The organism is Paenibacillus senegalimassiliensis (assembly GCF_001486585.1).
Lineage (GTDB): Bacteria > Bacillota > Bacilli > Paenibacillales > Paenibacillaceae > Fontibacillus > Fontibacillus senegalimassiliensis.
Genome location: NZ_LN909044.1, coordinates 497,562 through 513,752 on the forward strand (window position 1 = coordinate 497,562; position 16,191 = coordinate 513,752).

Consider the following 16,191-nt stretch of genomic DNA (forward strand, 5'->3'; position numbering starts at 1 on the left):
CTTAATATGCCAATGCGTCGAGCGCGTGGATATGGGACAAGTAGCGAATGTTGCTTGCTTCCTTCATCAGCGTAGCTGGCAACCCGCGCAATTGCGTGTTGTTCGCTCCGACGGTTGCCACGGCATCTTTACGGCCCAGGCTCGCCAGTGTGCCCGAGTTCACCGGATGGAAATCTTCCAGCGATTTACCTTCAAGCTGAGCGAACAAATTATATCCGATTAGTTCGCCCATTTGCCAAGCAATTTGGGCTGTTGGTGGATAGGGACGACCGTCTGGCCCCATATACACAGCGCTATCCCCTGCGACGAATACGTCAGGATGGGATATGGATTGCAATTGGTCGTTGACCGAAGCACGGCCGCGATTAACTTCCAATCCCGATTGTCCTACCAATGGATGGCCTTGCACGCCGCCCGTCCAGACAAAAGTATTGGCGATTACTTTCTGCCCATCCTTCAGATCGATAGCGTTGCCTTCTACGTTCGTTACAGGCAACCCGGTCAGGAACGTAACCCCACGCTTCTCCAGGCTGGCCGTTGCCCGCTGAATCAGTACATCCGGCAGCACTGGCAGAATTTTCGGCCCTGCTTCCACAAGCAACAGCTTGATCGCTTCGCGTGGAACGCCGTATTTCTTCGTCAATTCCGGCAGTTTGTCGGCAATTTCTCCGACTAACTCCACACCGGTCAATCCGCCGCCACCGATCAGAATGGTAGCATCGGCCTCATTGCCGGACACCGCATATTCGCGAATTCGTGCTTCAATATGCTTATGAATTTTCCCGGCATCCTCCGCGGATTTCAGCACCATGCTGTATTGCTCCAGACCTGGAATACCGAAATATGCTGTGGTACTGCCCAGACCAACCACTAAAGCGTCATAGGATAACAAGGTACCATCGGACAGCTTAACCTCCTTATTATCGACAGAGAAGCTCTCTACCTTGGCGATCCGCAAATCAATATCCTTGCCCTTGAACAACTTCTCCAGCGGCAACGCCACCGCACGTTCAGACACACTGCCTGCGGCCAGACGGTGAAGCTCGGTAATAATCTGATGCGTCGGATATTGGTTCACCACCGTTACCCGCGCTTGCGACTTATCCATATATTTGCGAACGGACAAAGCGCTAAGCACTCCGCCGTAACCAGCACCCAAAATCAGAATATGTTTTGACATCGTCGTATCCCCCGTTATTTTTGTTGGCTGTCCCGTTCACCGGACACTTGCAGATAGGCATTCATAAAGCGAAATAGCTTCTGAGCTTGCGGGTCCTTGAGCATCTTCATCAGCCCGAACAGGCCGATCGTCTCTTGACTGGCTTCCGCACGGTCTTTCGCCTCGATGACATTCGCCGCAACTTGCTTCACCTTGCCTACAGCCGGTCCAGCCACTTCGGAAAAACCGCCAACAATATCATTCTTCAGTACTTCATCGGTGGCTACCGATTTAGCAAAGTCATAGGTTTGGGTCAATGCGCCCAGCATCTCATTAATCTTGGGAAGCTGTTCTACCAGTGTATTCAGCGACTGCTGCACCTCTGGCTTCAAGAGCTGTTCCAATAGCTCCTGCTGGCCGGTAGCGGTTACACTCGGCTCGATCTTGGATTCTGTAATCGTTTCTGACATATCCCATTCTCCTTTAACATAGTGTAGGGACTAGCTGGCCAAATCGTGAATCAGATGTTTCTATATAAGCTGAACTTCTGACTTAGGCTAAGAAGCAGACGAGAAAATGTTCTTACCGATCGCTGCCCCTCATGGATTTCTTGATATAACGAATTCAGATGAAGTAGAAATCCATTCCCAAAGGCGAACGCTCCACTTCTTCAGAATCATTTTTCTCGCTTGCTTGTTTTACCTAGTCTTTAGTTCAGCTTATATACTTACGATATATCCTAAAATGTGGCAAGCTAGTGAAAAATTGCACATCTAAACACGTAACAATACGCTTAAAATTGTAACATAAAATCAATAAAAAAGAACCGTGAAAGTGATATTTTTCACGGCGCCTAGTTATTTTTATATTATTTGTATGCATTAAGACCCAGTTCTTGCGGCGATACCAGCTTTAGGAATTCGTAAAATAGCTTTTCGGTAGGCGATAACTCCCGGTTGATCGGAATGATGACCCCGACGTCGCGAATGACCTCCGGCTCTTGCATTGGCAAGGATACGATAGAGGAAGGAATATGCTCTCCAAGCGCAATCTCCGGCAGCAACGTTAACCCCAAGTCAGCGGAGACCAGCCCTTTAATGGCGTCCAGATCATCTCCCTCAAAGGATACCTTCGGCTGGAAGCCTTCTTGCTCGCACGCCTCCACGACGATCTCCCGTAAAATAAACCCCTGAGGAAACAATACAAAGCCATCGTCCTTCAGGTCGCTAAGCTTGATGGAGGCTCGACCAGCCAGGCGATGCCCTGCGGGCAGGAGCGCCTTGAACTTCTCCCGGAAGAGCACCTCACTCTTCACCTGCAGCTCCTTCTTTGGAACCGGACCCATCATCGCCAAGTTGATCTCGCCGCCAATTACCCCATCAAGCAATTCCCGATATGACCCATGCTGTAATTGAAAATGCACCTGCGGATGAAGGCGACGAAAGGCCGACACGACGGAAGGCACCATATTGGCTGCCAAACTGCTTGGGAACCCGATTCGCACGGTCCCGCGCTCCGGGTCAAGATATTCATCGATCTCCTGACGCGCATGCTCAATGAGCTTCATGAGCTGTTCCATATGCCCCAGGAACTGCCGACCTACCGGTGTCAGCTTCACCTTGCGGCCTTCATGGACGAACAAGTCTACGCCAAGCTCGGATTCCAGCTTGAAGATTTGCCTGCTCACCGCCGACTGCGATACATGCAGCGCATACGATGCCTCCGTAACGTGCTCCAGCTTGGCCGTTTCAATAAAATATTGAATTTGCCGTAGCTCCATTTCCTTCACCCCCGCATGCTCATTTTACTAATCTATCGTCTGACCATAACTCTTCCTGGATTATTCCAAGTCGGTTCGGATTCTAAACAACTTTACATTGCATGTAAATAGTTTAAATACCATTATATCGACTTCATCCGGGAAACGGAAGCCAAGAAAGCGATTTCCCTTTTCTTGGCGGAAATGAGTACACCAAAAAGGCGGTGCAGGGTTTCCTTCCTGCACCGCCTTTTTAAGATAAGTAAATCATTAAGTATCGAGCTAAGCCATTCGCCCGTTTTGCACAAGCACCCTAGCCTTCCGGACGATCCAACTGGTAGAGATTACGATATCTTGGCTCCTTCTCTAACAGCTCGACGTGAGTGCCACGCATGACGATTTGGCCATGCTCCATAAAGATCACTTCATCCATCTGCTCTGCACCCACCAGATGATGTGTCACCCAGATCAGCGACTTGCCTTGCGTCGTACGGAAGACCGTCGACAACAGCTCCCGCTCGGTACGGGGGTCAAGCCCGACCGTCGGCTCGTCAAGAATCAGCACCGGCGTATTCTGAAGCAGCACGCGAGCCAGAGCTACACGCTGCCGCTCTCCGCCGGAGAAGCGTTGTCCCGTCTCGCGCATAGGCGTATCCAGGCCCTTCGGCAGAGAAGCGATTAACGGGCCAAGCTGCGCGGCTTCCGCAGCTTGCAGCACTTCCTCGTCCGTGGCCTCGGCCCGGCTAAGACGGATATTGTTCGCCACCGTCGTGTCGAACAGGTGGGGGCTTTGGTTGAGGACGGAGATGACCTCCGGCATCCGGTCGCCCCAGGCGGACGCGGATAGGCCATTGATCGTCACCGTCCCGGCAGTTGGGGCAAGCGCCCCCTGGATCAGCTTCAGCAGCGTCGACTTGCCGGCGCCGCTGCGCCCGATCACCGCCACCCGCTTGCCTTGCGGGATGTCCAGCGACACGCCGTCTACCGAGGCGGCGTCTTGCTCGGCGTAAGCGAAGCGTACGCCGTCCAGGCGCAGCGTAGCTGCGCTTGGCGCGGGCGAGTGCGCTGGCTCGCCGCCAGGACCCTGCCTCCCGCTTCTCCTGCTGCGCCTTCGCCCGCAGCAGCCGCATCGCCACCGCCCGCGATGCGCGCAAGGCGTTCCAGCGACACGCGGTATTGCGGCGTGCGCTCCACCGCCTCGGAGACAGGCAGGAAGGCGTCTGCCAGCGGGAAGACGGTCAGCACGAACGCAGCGATCAGCGTGACGTCCATATGCCCTTCCAGCGCTTGACCGCCCGCCCAATACACCATCGACACCGCGATAAGGGCCACGACAAGCTGGCCTATCAAGCTGCGCCAGCGCGCCCAGGCCCGCAGACGGCGGTCTTTGCGGGCCACCGTTGCCTCATCCTGCTCATAGGCGGCAAGGAACTCCGCAGAGCGTCCACTGATCATCCAATCACCGATGCCCATGACAGCGTCAGTCAATGTCTGATACAGTCCATTGCGCTCCCGCTTCACTTCCTCATTTAACCGACGTGTCAGCCATAATGAGAAATAAGGAAGCACAAAGACCAATACGAACAAATAGCCCGCCAGTAACAGAGCAAACGTAACATCGAATACGCCCATGGCGACTACGACAGCCGCATATAGAATAAGCGCTACTACGCTTGGGAATACGGTACGAATATATACATTTTGCAATTGCTCAATATCATCAGCCAGTGCACCCAGAATATCTCCGGTCCGATAGCGTGAGCGCAAGAACAAGGCCTGTGGCTCCAGCACACGGTACAAGCGTACCCGCATCCGGGCCAAAATTCTCAGCACCGTATCATGCCCAACCAACCGTTCGACATAGTGAATGACCGCACGGCCGATCCCAAAGGTCCGCACCCCTACAATTGGCACGTAGACAAGCAAGATATTATAAGGTTGTAGCGCAGATTTGGAAATTAGATACCCGGAGGTAAACATCAACATGGCGGCTGCGAGCAGCGTCAGCGTACCCAGCAGCAAATAGAGGGCAAAACGCCCGCTGTAGATGCGAAAATAGGGGCGAATCCAGGATTGCCGGTTCATATAATCTCCTCCTGCTGCGCTGTGACCATCGCATAATAAGCTCCACGCCGGGCCATCAGTTCCTCATGGGTGCCCGTCTCTGCCACACGCCCCTGCTCCATCACTACAATTTGGTCCATCTGCCGCATCCAGTGGAGCCGGTGCGTAGCAAGGATGACCAGCTTCCCTTCAAATAAAGGCAACATCTCGCTCTTCAATTCATATTCTGTTTCAATGTCCAAATGAGCGGTTGGCTCATCGAGCAAAATTATCGGTCTGCGGCTTAGCAGCGCACGGGCCAAAGCCACACGTTGCTCCTGCCCCCCACTCAGGGAACGGCCTCCGCCACCGATTGGCTCATCGAGCCCCTTGGGCAGACTGTCCACCAGTCCTCCCAGCCCAGCCGCAACTGCCGCGCGCTCCACCTCCGCCCGAGAAGCGTCTGGGGCGTTGAAGCGAATATTTTCCGCCAGCGTATGACTGAAAATATAAGGACTCTGCGGAATATAGGTGATTTGCTGCCGCCAAGCAGTCGAGGTCAAATCGCCAAGCGGCACCCCGTTCAGCTCAAACTCACCGGAGCTAGGACGCAAGAAGCCGCCGAGAACATCGATCAGGGTCGACTTGCCTGCTCCACTCTCCCCGATGATACCCATCTTCCCTATTCCGGCAAAAGCAAGCTCAACTTCCTCCAAAGAAGGCTTGCCGCCTTCTTCATGAGTCACGCCTATCCCCCGCAAACGAAGCTCACTCTCGTTCGTCCACTCGGTAACGGCTTCCAGGGGCACAGCCGAGGCACGACCCGCTTCCTCCACCCCGGCCGCCACAATCGCGTTCATCGCTTCTCCCGCTTCCTTCCCGTCCAAGGTCGCATGGAAATCCGCACCAACCATGCGAACCGGCAAGAAATATTCCGGTGCCAGAATCAGCACAGTTAATGCAGGAAGCAATACCATTTCTCCATTCACCAGACGCAGCCCCAAGCTGACCGCCACGGAAGCGACAGACAGCATCGTGAAGAAATCCAGCGCAAAGGAGGAGAGAAAGGCCACTCGGAGCGTACGCATCGTTGCCGATCGGTACGATTCGCTCACCTTCGCAATGGAAGCCTCATGAGCCTTACTGCGACCCAGGAATTTAAGCGTCTCCAACCCTCGCAACGAATCTACAAAATGATTGGACAAAGTACGATACGATTTCAACTGACGTTCCGTCTGCTTACGGGCGGCCAGCCCCACCAGAATCATGAACACGATCAGAATGGGCATCGTAATCAATAGAATAATCCCGGAAGCCACATCCAGCATTGTCACATAAGCCAGCACCAATACCGGTGTCATGCCGGTTGCCAGCATTCGTGGCAGGAACAGCTCCAGATAATTACGATACTTGGTGACGCCCTCCAATACCAGCGTAACCAGATTCCCTGTACCTTCCTTCCCCGCAAAGCGTGGGCCCAGCTCAAACAGCTTGTCCAGCACCTGCTTGCGCAGGTCACGCCCCGTCCGCTCGGCAAAGGAATACGCCGTCTTCTGCTGCATCATTCCGCATAATTGTCTAACGATAAAAGCAAGCAGGAACAAACCGGCCCCGCCGGCTTGTTCCTGCAGCTTGGCTCCGGCAAACAGGGCGGAGATGATCTCCGCCAGCCATTTAGCCTGCCCGATAATGGCAACACTTTGAATCAGAGTCAGCAAGGCCATGATCACCATGACCGGCTTGATGCCTTGAAGTTTCATTAAACCACGGCCCATTAATATTCCAAATGCTCCTTCTCATGTACACGTTTGTGAAATACGAAGTAACTCCAGATCTGATATCCGAGCACGAACGGCAGCAGGCTCAAGGCCACAATGGTCATGACCTTCAACGAATACTGGCCGGACGCGGCATTGTGAATCGTTAGGGAGAAGGCTTCGCTAATCGAGCTGACCATCACACGCGGGAACAACCCGATAAATACCGCCGAGATCGAGAGCGCAATCAGTGTTCCCGTCATCCCGAAGGCCCAGCCGTCCCGCTGCTTAGCAATGAAGTAACCTGCCAGCAGAAAAGCCACTACCCCCAGTATAGCCACAACACTTAGCAAAACGCCACGAATTTTAAATACATCGGTCTCAAAAAATGTTAGCGTCCCGAAGAGAACAAGGACCACAGCCAGTGGTATCAACAGCTTGCCCGCCAATTTATTGGCCCGTTGCTGCAAGCTGCCCGTCGTGCGCAAGGAGGCGAACAGCAAGCCATGCACAATGCACAACATAACTACGGTAATGCCTCCAGCCACGGTATACAGGTTAACCATATCGAACAAGCCGGCTCTCATTTCCATATCCTCACCGATCGGCAAGCCCTTGAGCATCCCGGAGAACACCACGCCAAGCAAGAATGGCGGCAGCAGACTGCCGAAGAAGATCGCGGCATCCCAGGTGGTCTTCCACTTCTGATTACCAACCTTACCCCGAAATTCAAAGGCTACACCCCTTGCGATCAGAGCGAGCAACAGCACGACAAGCGGCGTGTAATAACCGCTGAACATCGTAGCATACCAGTTCGGGAAGGCGGCGAACATCGCTCCGCCTGCGGTGATCAGCCACACTTCGTTGGCATCCCAGAACGGTCCGATGGAATTGATGAGTACCCGGCGCTCCATGTCATTTTTGGCCAGGAAACGCGTGCTCATTCCAATTCCGAAGTCAAAACCCTCCAGAAAGAAGAAACCGACAAACAACACAGCCACCAACACAAACCATAGCTCATTAAGAGACAACATGATAACCCTCCTTACCGAACGGGTCTTCCGAAGTTTCGGAGCCGTCACCTTCCTCGTCATTTGGCCCTTTCTTAATGACCTTGACGAACAAGTAAGTCATTACTGTGCCCAGCACAGCATAGATGGCTGTAAAGGCAATGAGCGAGAACAGAATTTGCCCCCCTGTAACCGCTGGCGAAATACTATCCTTCGTCTGCATCAGCCCAAAGACCGTCCACGGCTGACGCCCGATCTCCGTCATAATCCAACCCGAGGTATTAGCGATGAACGGCAACGAGATGGACCACAACATGATGCGGTAGAACCATTTGTTGGGCCGGTCCAGCTTCTTGCGCCAAGCCAGATACGTTCCGTACATGCCAAGCACGATCATCAAGCTACCGGCTGCGACCATAATGCGGAAGCTCCAGAAGGTCGTCCGTACGGGAGGAATATAATCTCCAGGACCATAAGTTTCTTCATATAGAGCCTGCAATTCGTTCATGCCCTTGACCTCACCCGTGAACTTGCTGTAGGACAAGAAGCTTAACAAATAAGGAATCTTGATTTCAAAATCATTCTTCCCGCCATCCGAATCGATATGAGCGTAAATCGTCCATGGTGCCGGATCTCCCGACTCCCCCCATAGCCCTTCAGTAGCAGCCATCTTCATCGGCTGCGTCTCAACAAGATATTGTGCTTGCTGATGCCCGAATAGCGCAGTGGCAAACGATGAGATAAGCGCTACGATAATAGCGATGTTAAATGATTTCTTAAAGAAATCGGCATCCTGGCGCTTTATCAGCTTATAGGCACTGACGCCGGCAATCAGGAATGCTCCGGTAGCGAAGGCTCCCAGCACGGTATGCGGGAATTCCACCCATAGCTGTCCGTTGCCCAGCAAGGCGAAGAAATCATTCATCTCCGCGCGTCCATTATTGATCTCAAATCCGACCGGACGCTGCATGAAGGAGTTAGCTGCCAGAATCCAGAACGCGGATACCGTCGTTCCCAGAGCTACCAACCAAATGCACAGCAAATGGACCTTCTTGGACAAGCGGTCCCAACCAAAAATCCATAATCCGATAAACGTCGATTCCATGAAGAAGGCGAACAGCGCTTCTACTGCAAGTGGTGCACCGAACACATCTCCTACGAATCTGGAGTAATCCGACCAGTTCATCCCAAACTGGAACTCCTGAAGAATCCCCGTCACGACCCCTACCGCAAAATTGATAAGGAACAGTTTCCCCCAGAACTTGGCCATCCGTTTGTATTGTTCTTTCCCTTTCACCACATACATCGTTTCCATAATCGCGATCAGGAGCACCAGACCGATAGACAAGGGAACGAAGAAGAAATGAAAAATCGTGGTGACTGCAAACTGAAGGCGTGCAAGCATAACTGGATCAAGCATTTCTTTCCCTACTTTCTAATAATTATTATCTAATGTGAATTCTATCACCAGTCAATAAAAACGAACGCAAAAATTGCAATAATTTTGTGACAGAAATCACATGACAAATGTCACACCTGATTGACAGTGCGCAAACACCGCGCCATTCCAGCGTTTTTTAGACTGCTTTTACATATGACATTATTGTGAATAAGCCTGTCTTCATAGGCTTGCTATACCCAGCTAGATTGACCGTTAAAAAAACAAGCTTGCATAAATCGCCCTTTTATCTGATAATAATTATCATTATCATCAAATTATAGGGGAGAATATGTCATGAAGAGAAATGCGAAATATGCGTTAGCCTTGGCCTTGCTGCTGGGACTAACTCTCATTGTGGGGGCGTGCGGAAGTAAGGATGCAAACACGCCAGCCACCGGAAATGAAGCCAGCTCAGCCGGCAATAACACCGGGGAGCAAAATGCTGACCAAAATACAGCCGAACCAGAGGCTACTGAACGCGAAGTGACCGACGGCCTCGGCAATAAGGTGACTGTACCTGCGAATCCGCAGCGCGTAATAGCTTCTTACCTGGAGGATCACTTGGTAGCCCTGGGCGTTACGCCTGTAGCTCAGTGGTCCATTGGTGACGGCACCTCCTTGCAGGGTTATTTACAAGGTTCGCTCAAAGACGTTCCACCGATTCCATTTGACCTTCCTTTTGAAGCAGTTATGAGCTTTGATCCTGACTTGATCATTCTGGACAGCGCAGAAATGGCCTCTGGCGACAAATACGAGCAGTATTCCAAGATCGCACCGACGTATGTAGTCGGAACAGAACAGAACAACGATTGGCGTAAGGAATTGCTGGCCATCGGAGATGTGTTGAACAAATCCGAGGAAGCGCAGAAGGCACTGGATGAATATGAAGCCAAAGCAACCCAAGCTAAGGAGAGCATTCAGCAGGAGCTTGGTGAGATATCGGCTGCCGTCATCTGGATACTAGAGAAGAACAACTTCATTGTTAGCGAGAATCTGTCCAGTGGCGATGTTATCTACCATGATTTGGGTATGAAGGTTCCAGCGCAAGTGCATGAAATTTCTGAAGGTGCTGAAGCCAACTGGAATCCGATTGCCACAGAGGTACTGGCAGAACTGGATGCAGACTATTTGTTTATTATCAATGATACCGCGGTTACGAAGGAACAAATGCAAGCCGATCCAATCTGGTCGGGTATCCCTGCCGTCAAGAACGGCCATGTCTATGAGTACCCGAGAGATTCTAGCTGGTTTTATACCGGTGTATTAGCCAACAGTCAAATTATCGACGATGTCTTGGGCAGTATCATATCCCAATAATTCAAGAATGAAGCCAAGCAGGCCCTTACCGAAAGAAACTCCGGTAGGGCCTGTTTTATTTCTAATATGGATTAGTTTCCGTTAATTAGCCACAGCGAAGGCTTTACGCCATCCTACCCAAGTGGCGGCAATAAGCAGCACACCATAGATGATGCCACCGTAAGGGATCTGCAGAGCTGCTAAATGCAGCAGAGCCAGAACCCCAAGGAGTAACAACAACCCGAGGATTCGTACCGAGGCACTTTGCTGCATGGACTCGAAGGGGGCCGAGAATGGCAGCGCTTTGCCCATAATCAGGAAGCTGATAATCGCATAGAACTGCAGCGCCACTCCCACTATAATCAGTTCGGGAAGAATCCCCGCTCCAAACAACACCGTAAACACAATAGCCTCCAAGATAAATAAAGGAAGCATCAAACGAATAAGACAAGCCAGCAGTGTGCCTTTGTAGACAGGATTCATGTTCTCCAGCGGGGCTGTATGATAAATCCAGGCTGCTTTATATTGGCTGGAATACCCAAGCATTTTGATAATTGTCGGCAGCATCATACCGCTGAAATAAATCAGCAGGTACATACGAGACCCACCCGAGCCTAAATTCTCCAACTCAAAATTACCGGAGAACAAGAAAATAAAGGGGAAGATAATAGAGAACCCCAGTGTCGGATATACCTTCAACTTAAAATCCCGCTCCGTCCCCAGCATCGTCCAGGCAAATCGGAAGAACGCGCGCTCTTGGGGCGTTGAGCAGATCAATCTAGCCATACGTCGCACCACGCCTCCCCCTTTAGACCCGCTATGGGAACCCGGTTCAGCCAGCTTCTGCAAATTACGCTCCAGAGCCGGCATCAGCCTTAGGTAGGCAAGGAAAGCGATCAGCGGAACGACCACGGAGAGCACAGCCAGGAGGACGAAGGCATTCGTAGCCGTCCCCGGTTGTAGCAATACCTGGAAGGCCGAACCTGTCCAGATGGGCGGCAATAACACCTGCCACCAGGCTGGCTTAAATGTGACGTCCATAGCGGTGATGTCAAATAAACGAATCAACACCTGATAGCCGATCGTAATCGTGATGGTTAACCCGATCTGTACATAATTGATTATATCCTTCAGCTTCTCCCCATCGAACAGACGCAGTACCGTCAAGTACAACAATGCCGTCAGAACGACGATGAGCAAATTCATCAGTAGCAGTTCCAGCAAGAAGATCAGGAAGAATAAGATCCCATGCTTCGCCAGACCTACCACCAAAGGAATGATGGCAATCGCTCCGGTGAGAAAGAACAAGTAAATAAAAATATGCATCGTCTTGGCCATCGTAATCGTCCGCCGATTTACCGGCTTGGTCGCCAGAATATTCCGATCCCGAATATCCAGCAGCACGGTCGAGAAGTCGGAGATCATCGAGGTCATAATCATGAACATCATAATGCCGAATAACAAACTGGTATGAAAAATATAATTGTCCCCCGCGAGCAGCAGCGTTGAGCTGAACCCGCCGAATAGTACATACAGCCACAATGAACGAAGAAATTGATTACTCTCATCCGGTGTATCCTTCTGGTTCTTCTTCGATCGATTAGACAATATCGGCACTCTCCGTGCATCCATCGTCAGCTTGACCTGAAGAATTCGCCGCATGACCGTATAATTTACGCCCATTCGCTCAAACAGCCCCGCAAAGCGGTCAAGCACACGTAGCGTCCTCATCTCTCTCATCCGCTACACCTCTTGAACAATGGATACCAGCCTGGCAGCGATATCCTCATGGTCGTTGAATCCCGTCATCTGATTGAAGATTTGCTCCAGCGAGCCCTCTTGGCTGCGTTCCTTCAATTCCTCGAAGCTGCCGTCCGCCATAATCCGTCCGCCATCCAGCAACACGATTCGGCTGCTGATTTTCTCGACCACGTCCATAATATGGGAGGAATAGAAGATAGCCTTGCCCTGCTCCGCCAATAGAGCCAACATTTCCTTAACCACCATCACGCTGTTAGCATCCAGCCCACTAAGCGGCTCGTCCAGGAACAACACGTCGGGGTTATGCAACAAACTGGAGGTCAGCAACACCTTCTGGCGCATCCCCTTGGAGAACGTAGAAATTCGGCTGTGGAATACATCCTCCAGACCAAAGACATGCAGCATGCGGCGTGCCTTGCTCTCCGCCTCATCGGCAGTGAGTCCATACAACTCACCGATAAACGTCAAATATTCGCAGGCCGTCAAAGTATCGTACATTTCCGCAATTTCCGGCACATAACCAATGCGCTTTTTATAATCAACGCCACCCTCTTTGGGGTCTTGCCCAAACACGTGCACCTCGCCGCGATACCCTTCCACCAAGCCAAGCATAATTTTTACTGTCGTGCTTTTGCCTGCCCCGTTCGGGCCGATATAACCGATAATTTGTCCAGGATACACTTCAAGATCGACACCATTCAGCACCTGCTTGCTCCCATAGCTCATCTGCAAATCAACCAGGCGAATGACCGGTTCTCCGCTCAGCTTCGTCAAGTCTTTCAGCTCCTCTCATCCATCCTATTTTACCATATCAATTCAGCAACTCCGGCTTGTTCGCTTCCGTTTGGAATGATTTGCAAACCGATATTGACCGTGTTATACTCACATCGCAAATGAGTGGGGACCCTTGGGTCTTAGCCATCCACTGTAAATTCTGTACATAAAAAGGAGTGTTGCATATGCAATTCGTCACTTTGAATAATGGTCTTCGCATGCCGCAGCTCGGCTTCGGTGTATGGAAGGTACCTAATGAAGAAGCGGCTGCCGCCGTGGGCACCGCATTAAAAACAGGCTATACGTCAATTGATACAGCCATGATTTATCGTAACGAATCCGGGGTCGGACAAGCCATTAAGGATTCCGGAATAGCTCGGGAAAATCTGTTCATTACGACGAAAGTATGGAATGCAGACCAAGGGTACGAATCTACACTTCGCGCCTTCAACGAAAGTCTGGAAAGACTGGGGCTGGACTATGTAGACCTGTATTTGATTCATTGGCCTACTCCACAATTCGATCAGTATGTAGATACATACAAAGCGCTGGAGCAACTATACCGGGATGGACGCACCAAAGCCATTGGGGTGTGCAACTTTGAGATTGAGCACTTGGAGCGTTTGTTGAGCGAGACCGAAATCAAGCCTGTACTCAATCAGGTCGAATGCCATCCCTATCTGGCACAAAACGAACTGAAGGCTTTCTGTGCCAAGCACGATATTTTCGTGGAGGCCTGGAGCCCGCTTGATCAAGGTGGAGAGGTGCTTGTGGACGAGGTGGTTCAGCAAATCTCCAAGGCTCACGGCAAGACGGCTGCTCAGGTTGTGTTGCGCTGGCATTTGCAGAATCAAACCATCGTCATTCCAAAGTCCGTGACTCCATCAAGAATTGAAGAGAACCTTAACGTCTTTGATTTCGAGTTGACTGCCGAGGACATGGAGCAAATCAACGGTTTGAATAAAAATCGACGCAAGGGCTCCCACCCTAACGATATGCACGTGCGTTAATCCATAGTCACAAAGCGGGCTGCTGAGGATGATCCCCCGGCAGCCCGCTTTTTTATTTCACGTAGGCAAGACTTCTAACCCTCGTACAAGTCTTTTCCGGTAATGAATTCATCAAGGGTCTCTCCATTTTCGCTACGGTGGTTCTTCATTTGAGCCTTCCGGCCATTCCTGGCTTCTCCACCATTATCCGCTGTGGGAACATCGCCATTATTGCTGTTGCCTGGAACTGGCTTATGCTGATCATGCTTCATGGTTTGCTGGGCCTCCTAAGTCATTTTAGGAAATAGCCAGACACTAGTCTGTGCTTCCATTCCTTTGGTGTTAGCGTTTCTTGGAGTCTGTATTTTTATGCTTGGGACAGACTGGACTTAGGTCCAGTTCCTGACTTCCCCAGAGACCGAAGCCGTATTTCGGCTTTTATAGTATGCTTTAAATGCGAGTTCAAAAAGTCGGGTTTGCAGGACCAATCTACTCCTCGAACAACTCCGTCATGGAAAGTCGACTTTTTGAACTACCTTTTTAGCAAGTGAGTACATACGCAAAGGAGATAGAACAATGAACTTGAATAAGAAAGCATGGATTGGGCCCGCATTGATGCTATTAGGAGTATATCTTCTGTTCTTCCGTAAGGAAGCGATCAGTGCGGGCACGCTATTCGGCACCTTCTGGGCGACAATATTTATTATCCCACTTGGTCTGCTATTTCACTGGATGTATTTCTCCATGTCGGAACGCAGAGCTACGGGACTGCTGATCCCCGGAGGGATTTTATTTACCGTGGGTCTCGTCTGCCAAATCGCCACACTGTTTGATAGCTGGGAGTACCTGTGGCCCGGATTCATCCTGGCTCCGGCTGTTGGCTTGTTTGAATTCTACTGGTTCGGTACGCGGAATAAATATTTGCTGATTCCCATTAATATTTTGACCGCACTCTCTTTGCTGTTCTTTGCCGTCTTCTCCCTGGGATCGCTGTATAACCGACTTATTTTCGGCCAACCCGTGTTAGCGATTGCCTTGATTGCCATCGGTGCTGGCGTCATGCTCGCCCCTAGAAAGCGTAATTAAGACTACTCGCCGTAAAAACACAGAACCTTCCTGGCCCACTTCAGAGCAAGTGGTGGTCTTGAAGGTCCTTTGTTTATAAAGAAAATATAATGGCCAGGCCTAGGGCAACGATCCGGGCCATATTGGTCAATATAAAATTTTTGACGGCGAGTCGAAATGTGAACTGCTTGGTCGGCTGCTGGGAGAACTGCCTGATATTGCGATGAACCGGAATCAGGGTTGCCAATACCATCACCAGAATCAACGGATGGACGCCCAGGAATACCAGAATGATCAAGTCCGCATACCCCGCATAATACAGCAGTTTGAATAATAGCAACGCCGCCGGCTTACCAATATAGATGGGCAAGGTGTAACGCTTGTTCTCGATGTCTTCCTCCATATCACAGATATTGTTAGCTAGCATGATATTGGCAATCCCGAAGATGGCCGGAATGGAGATCAGGAAGATGAGCAGCACTTCGAGCAATTGAATTTGCAGTGTGACCGCCCCACCCTCCAGTGTCAAGGACGCCAGCTTGTCTCCCGCATGTACATAGGCCGATACAAAAATAATTACAAACCCCATAAATAAGCCTGAGAATATCTCCCCCAGCGGCATGCGGGAAATGGGAATAGGGCCAAAGGAATACAATATCCCCACCGCAAACGACAACCCTCCCAGCAAGAGCAGCAGCCAACCGGTCTGCAGGAACAGCATTATGCCCGCGGCTACCGCAATCAGGAACATCAAGATGATCAAGGCTAGCACCGCCCGTGGGTTCATCCCGTATTTAACGATTGGATTATGCGTCTCATAGCCGTAACCGTGCTTGCGGGCGGCTTTTTTATAATCGTAGTAATTATTGATAGCGGTCGTCGTCATGTCAAAGGTCAGCAAGGACAACAGCATCAGGGCAAAGTGTCCGGGCTGAAAAATATGGAACCGGTACACCGCATATAACGTCCCCATCAGCAGCGGAATCAGGCTTGCCGCCTTTGTCTGAATTTCTACCAGCCTCAAAAACTTGGTAATCATGCCTTCCATCATCCTTCTTGTATGTAGTTTGTGCAGGAGCCTGGCCTACACGTAGCCTGTGCATTACTTAACAAAGGATATCTTATTTTTAATTTACT

At 51.0% G+C, this 16,191-nt stretch carries 13 protein-coding genes and 1 pseudogene; 3 read left to right on the plus strand and 11 right to left on the minus strand.

Features of this window, described 5'->3' with window-relative positions:
- Position 1: 1 nt before the first annotated feature.
- The 7 genes and pseudogenes from BN3279_RS08115 to BN3279_RS08145 all read right to left on the minus strand — a co-directional run bounded on the left by BN3279_RS08115 (position 2) and on the right by BN3279_RS08145 (position 9,148).
- A complete protein-coding gene (locus BN3279_RS08115) occupies positions 2–1,180 on the minus strand; it encodes an NAD(P)/FAD-dependent oxidoreductase (RefSeq protein WP_059050123.1) in 1,179 nt (392 codons plus the stop codon).
- A gap of 14 nt (positions 1,181–1,194) precedes the next feature.
- Positions 1,195–1,629 (minus strand): DUF1641 domain-containing protein, encoded by a 435-nt coding sequence (locus BN3279_RS08120; RefSeq protein ID WP_059050124.1) that lies wholly within the window; start codon positions 1,627–1,629, stop codon positions 1,195–1,197.
- A gap of 398 nt (positions 1,630–2,027) precedes the next feature.
- Positions 2,028–2,939, minus strand: a complete 912-nt coding sequence (locus BN3279_RS08125) for a glutamate biosynthesis transcriptional regulator GltC (protein WP_059050125.1) — start codon at positions 2,937–2,939, stop codon at positions 2,028–2,030.
- Between the two features lie 292 nt (positions 2,940–3,231).
- A pseudogene (gene cydC, locus BN3279_RS23970) lies at positions 3,232–5,003 on the minus strand (thiol reductant ABC exporter subunit CydC).
- On the minus strand, positions 5,000–6,736 hold the full coding sequence (gene cydD / locus BN3279_RS08135; RefSeq protein ID WP_059050126.1) for a thiol reductant ABC exporter subunit CydD: 1,737 nt from the start codon (positions 6,734–6,736) through the stop codon (positions 5,000–5,002). Before cydD ends, cydC begins: the two are co-directional and overlap by 4 nt.
- The gene (gene cydB / locus BN3279_RS08140; RefSeq protein WP_059050127.1) at positions 6,736–7,752 is read right to left on the minus strand and encodes a cytochrome d ubiquinol oxidase subunit II; all 1,017 of its coding nucleotides are present in this window, start codon (positions 7,750–7,752) and stop codon (positions 6,736–6,738) included. Before cydB ends, cydD begins: the two co-directional genes overlap by 1 nt.
- Positions 7,739–9,148, minus strand: coding sequence for a cytochrome ubiquinol oxidase subunit I (locus BN3279_RS08145; protein WP_059050128.1), 1,410 nt, complete (start codon positions 9,146–9,148; stop codon positions 7,739–7,741). Before BN3279_RS08145 ends, cydB begins: the two co-directional genes overlap by 14 nt.
- Positions 9,149–9,463: 315 nt before the next feature.
- Between BN3279_RS08145 and BN3279_RS08150 the strand changes: the two genes are divergently transcribed.
- On the plus strand, positions 9,464–10,486 hold the full coding sequence (locus tag BN3279_RS08150; RefSeq protein ID WP_059050129.1) for an ABC transporter substrate-binding protein: 1,023 nt from the start codon (positions 9,464–9,466) through the stop codon (positions 10,484–10,486).
- Positions 10,487–10,567: 81 nt separating this feature from the next.
- On the opposite strand, the gene BN3279_RS08155 is transcribed toward BN3279_RS08150, so the two are convergent.
- Together BN3279_RS08155 and BN3279_RS08160 are read right to left on the minus strand one after the other, a co-directional pair.
- Positions 10,568–12,205, minus strand: a complete 1,638-nt coding sequence (locus BN3279_RS08155; protein ID WP_059050130.1) for a hypothetical protein — start codon at positions 12,203–12,205, stop codon at positions 10,568–10,570.
- Positions 12,206–12,208: 3 nt separating this feature from the next.
- Positions 12,209–12,991, minus strand: coding sequence for an ABC transporter ATP-binding protein (locus BN3279_RS08160; RefSeq protein ID WP_232436814.1), 783 nt, complete (start codon positions 12,989–12,991; stop codon positions 12,209–12,211).
- A 194-nt stretch (positions 12,992–13,185) separates the two neighbouring features.
- Here BN3279_RS08160 and BN3279_RS08165 point away from each other — a divergent pair, with 194 nt between their 5' ends.
- Complete coding sequence (locus BN3279_RS08165; RefSeq protein WP_059050131.1) at positions 13,186–14,010, plus strand: aldo/keto reductase; 825 nt, start codon at positions 13,186–13,188, stop codon at positions 14,008–14,010.
- Between the two features lie 74 nt (positions 14,011–14,084).
- On the opposite strand, the gene BN3279_RS23975 is transcribed toward BN3279_RS08165, so the two are convergent.
- A complete protein-coding gene (locus tag BN3279_RS23975; protein WP_187377752.1) occupies positions 14,085–14,261 on the minus strand; it encodes a hypothetical protein in 177 nt (58 codons plus the stop codon).
- A gap of 304 nt (positions 14,262–14,565) precedes the next feature.
- Between BN3279_RS23975 and BN3279_RS08170 the strand changes: the two genes are divergently transcribed.
- A complete protein-coding gene (locus BN3279_RS08170) occupies positions 14,566–15,075 on the plus strand; it encodes a hypothetical protein (protein WP_082672984.1) in 510 nt (169 codons plus the stop codon).
- A 73-nt stretch (positions 15,076–15,148) separates the two neighbouring features.
- Here BN3279_RS08170 and menA read toward each other — a convergent pair whose 3' ends face one another.
- Positions 15,149–16,093, minus strand: coding sequence for a 1,4-dihydroxy-2-naphthoate polyprenyltransferase (gene menA / locus BN3279_RS08175; RefSeq protein WP_059050492.1), 945 nt, complete (start codon positions 16,091–16,093; stop codon positions 15,149–15,151).
- Between the last annotated feature and the right edge of the window lie 98 nt (positions 16,094–16,191).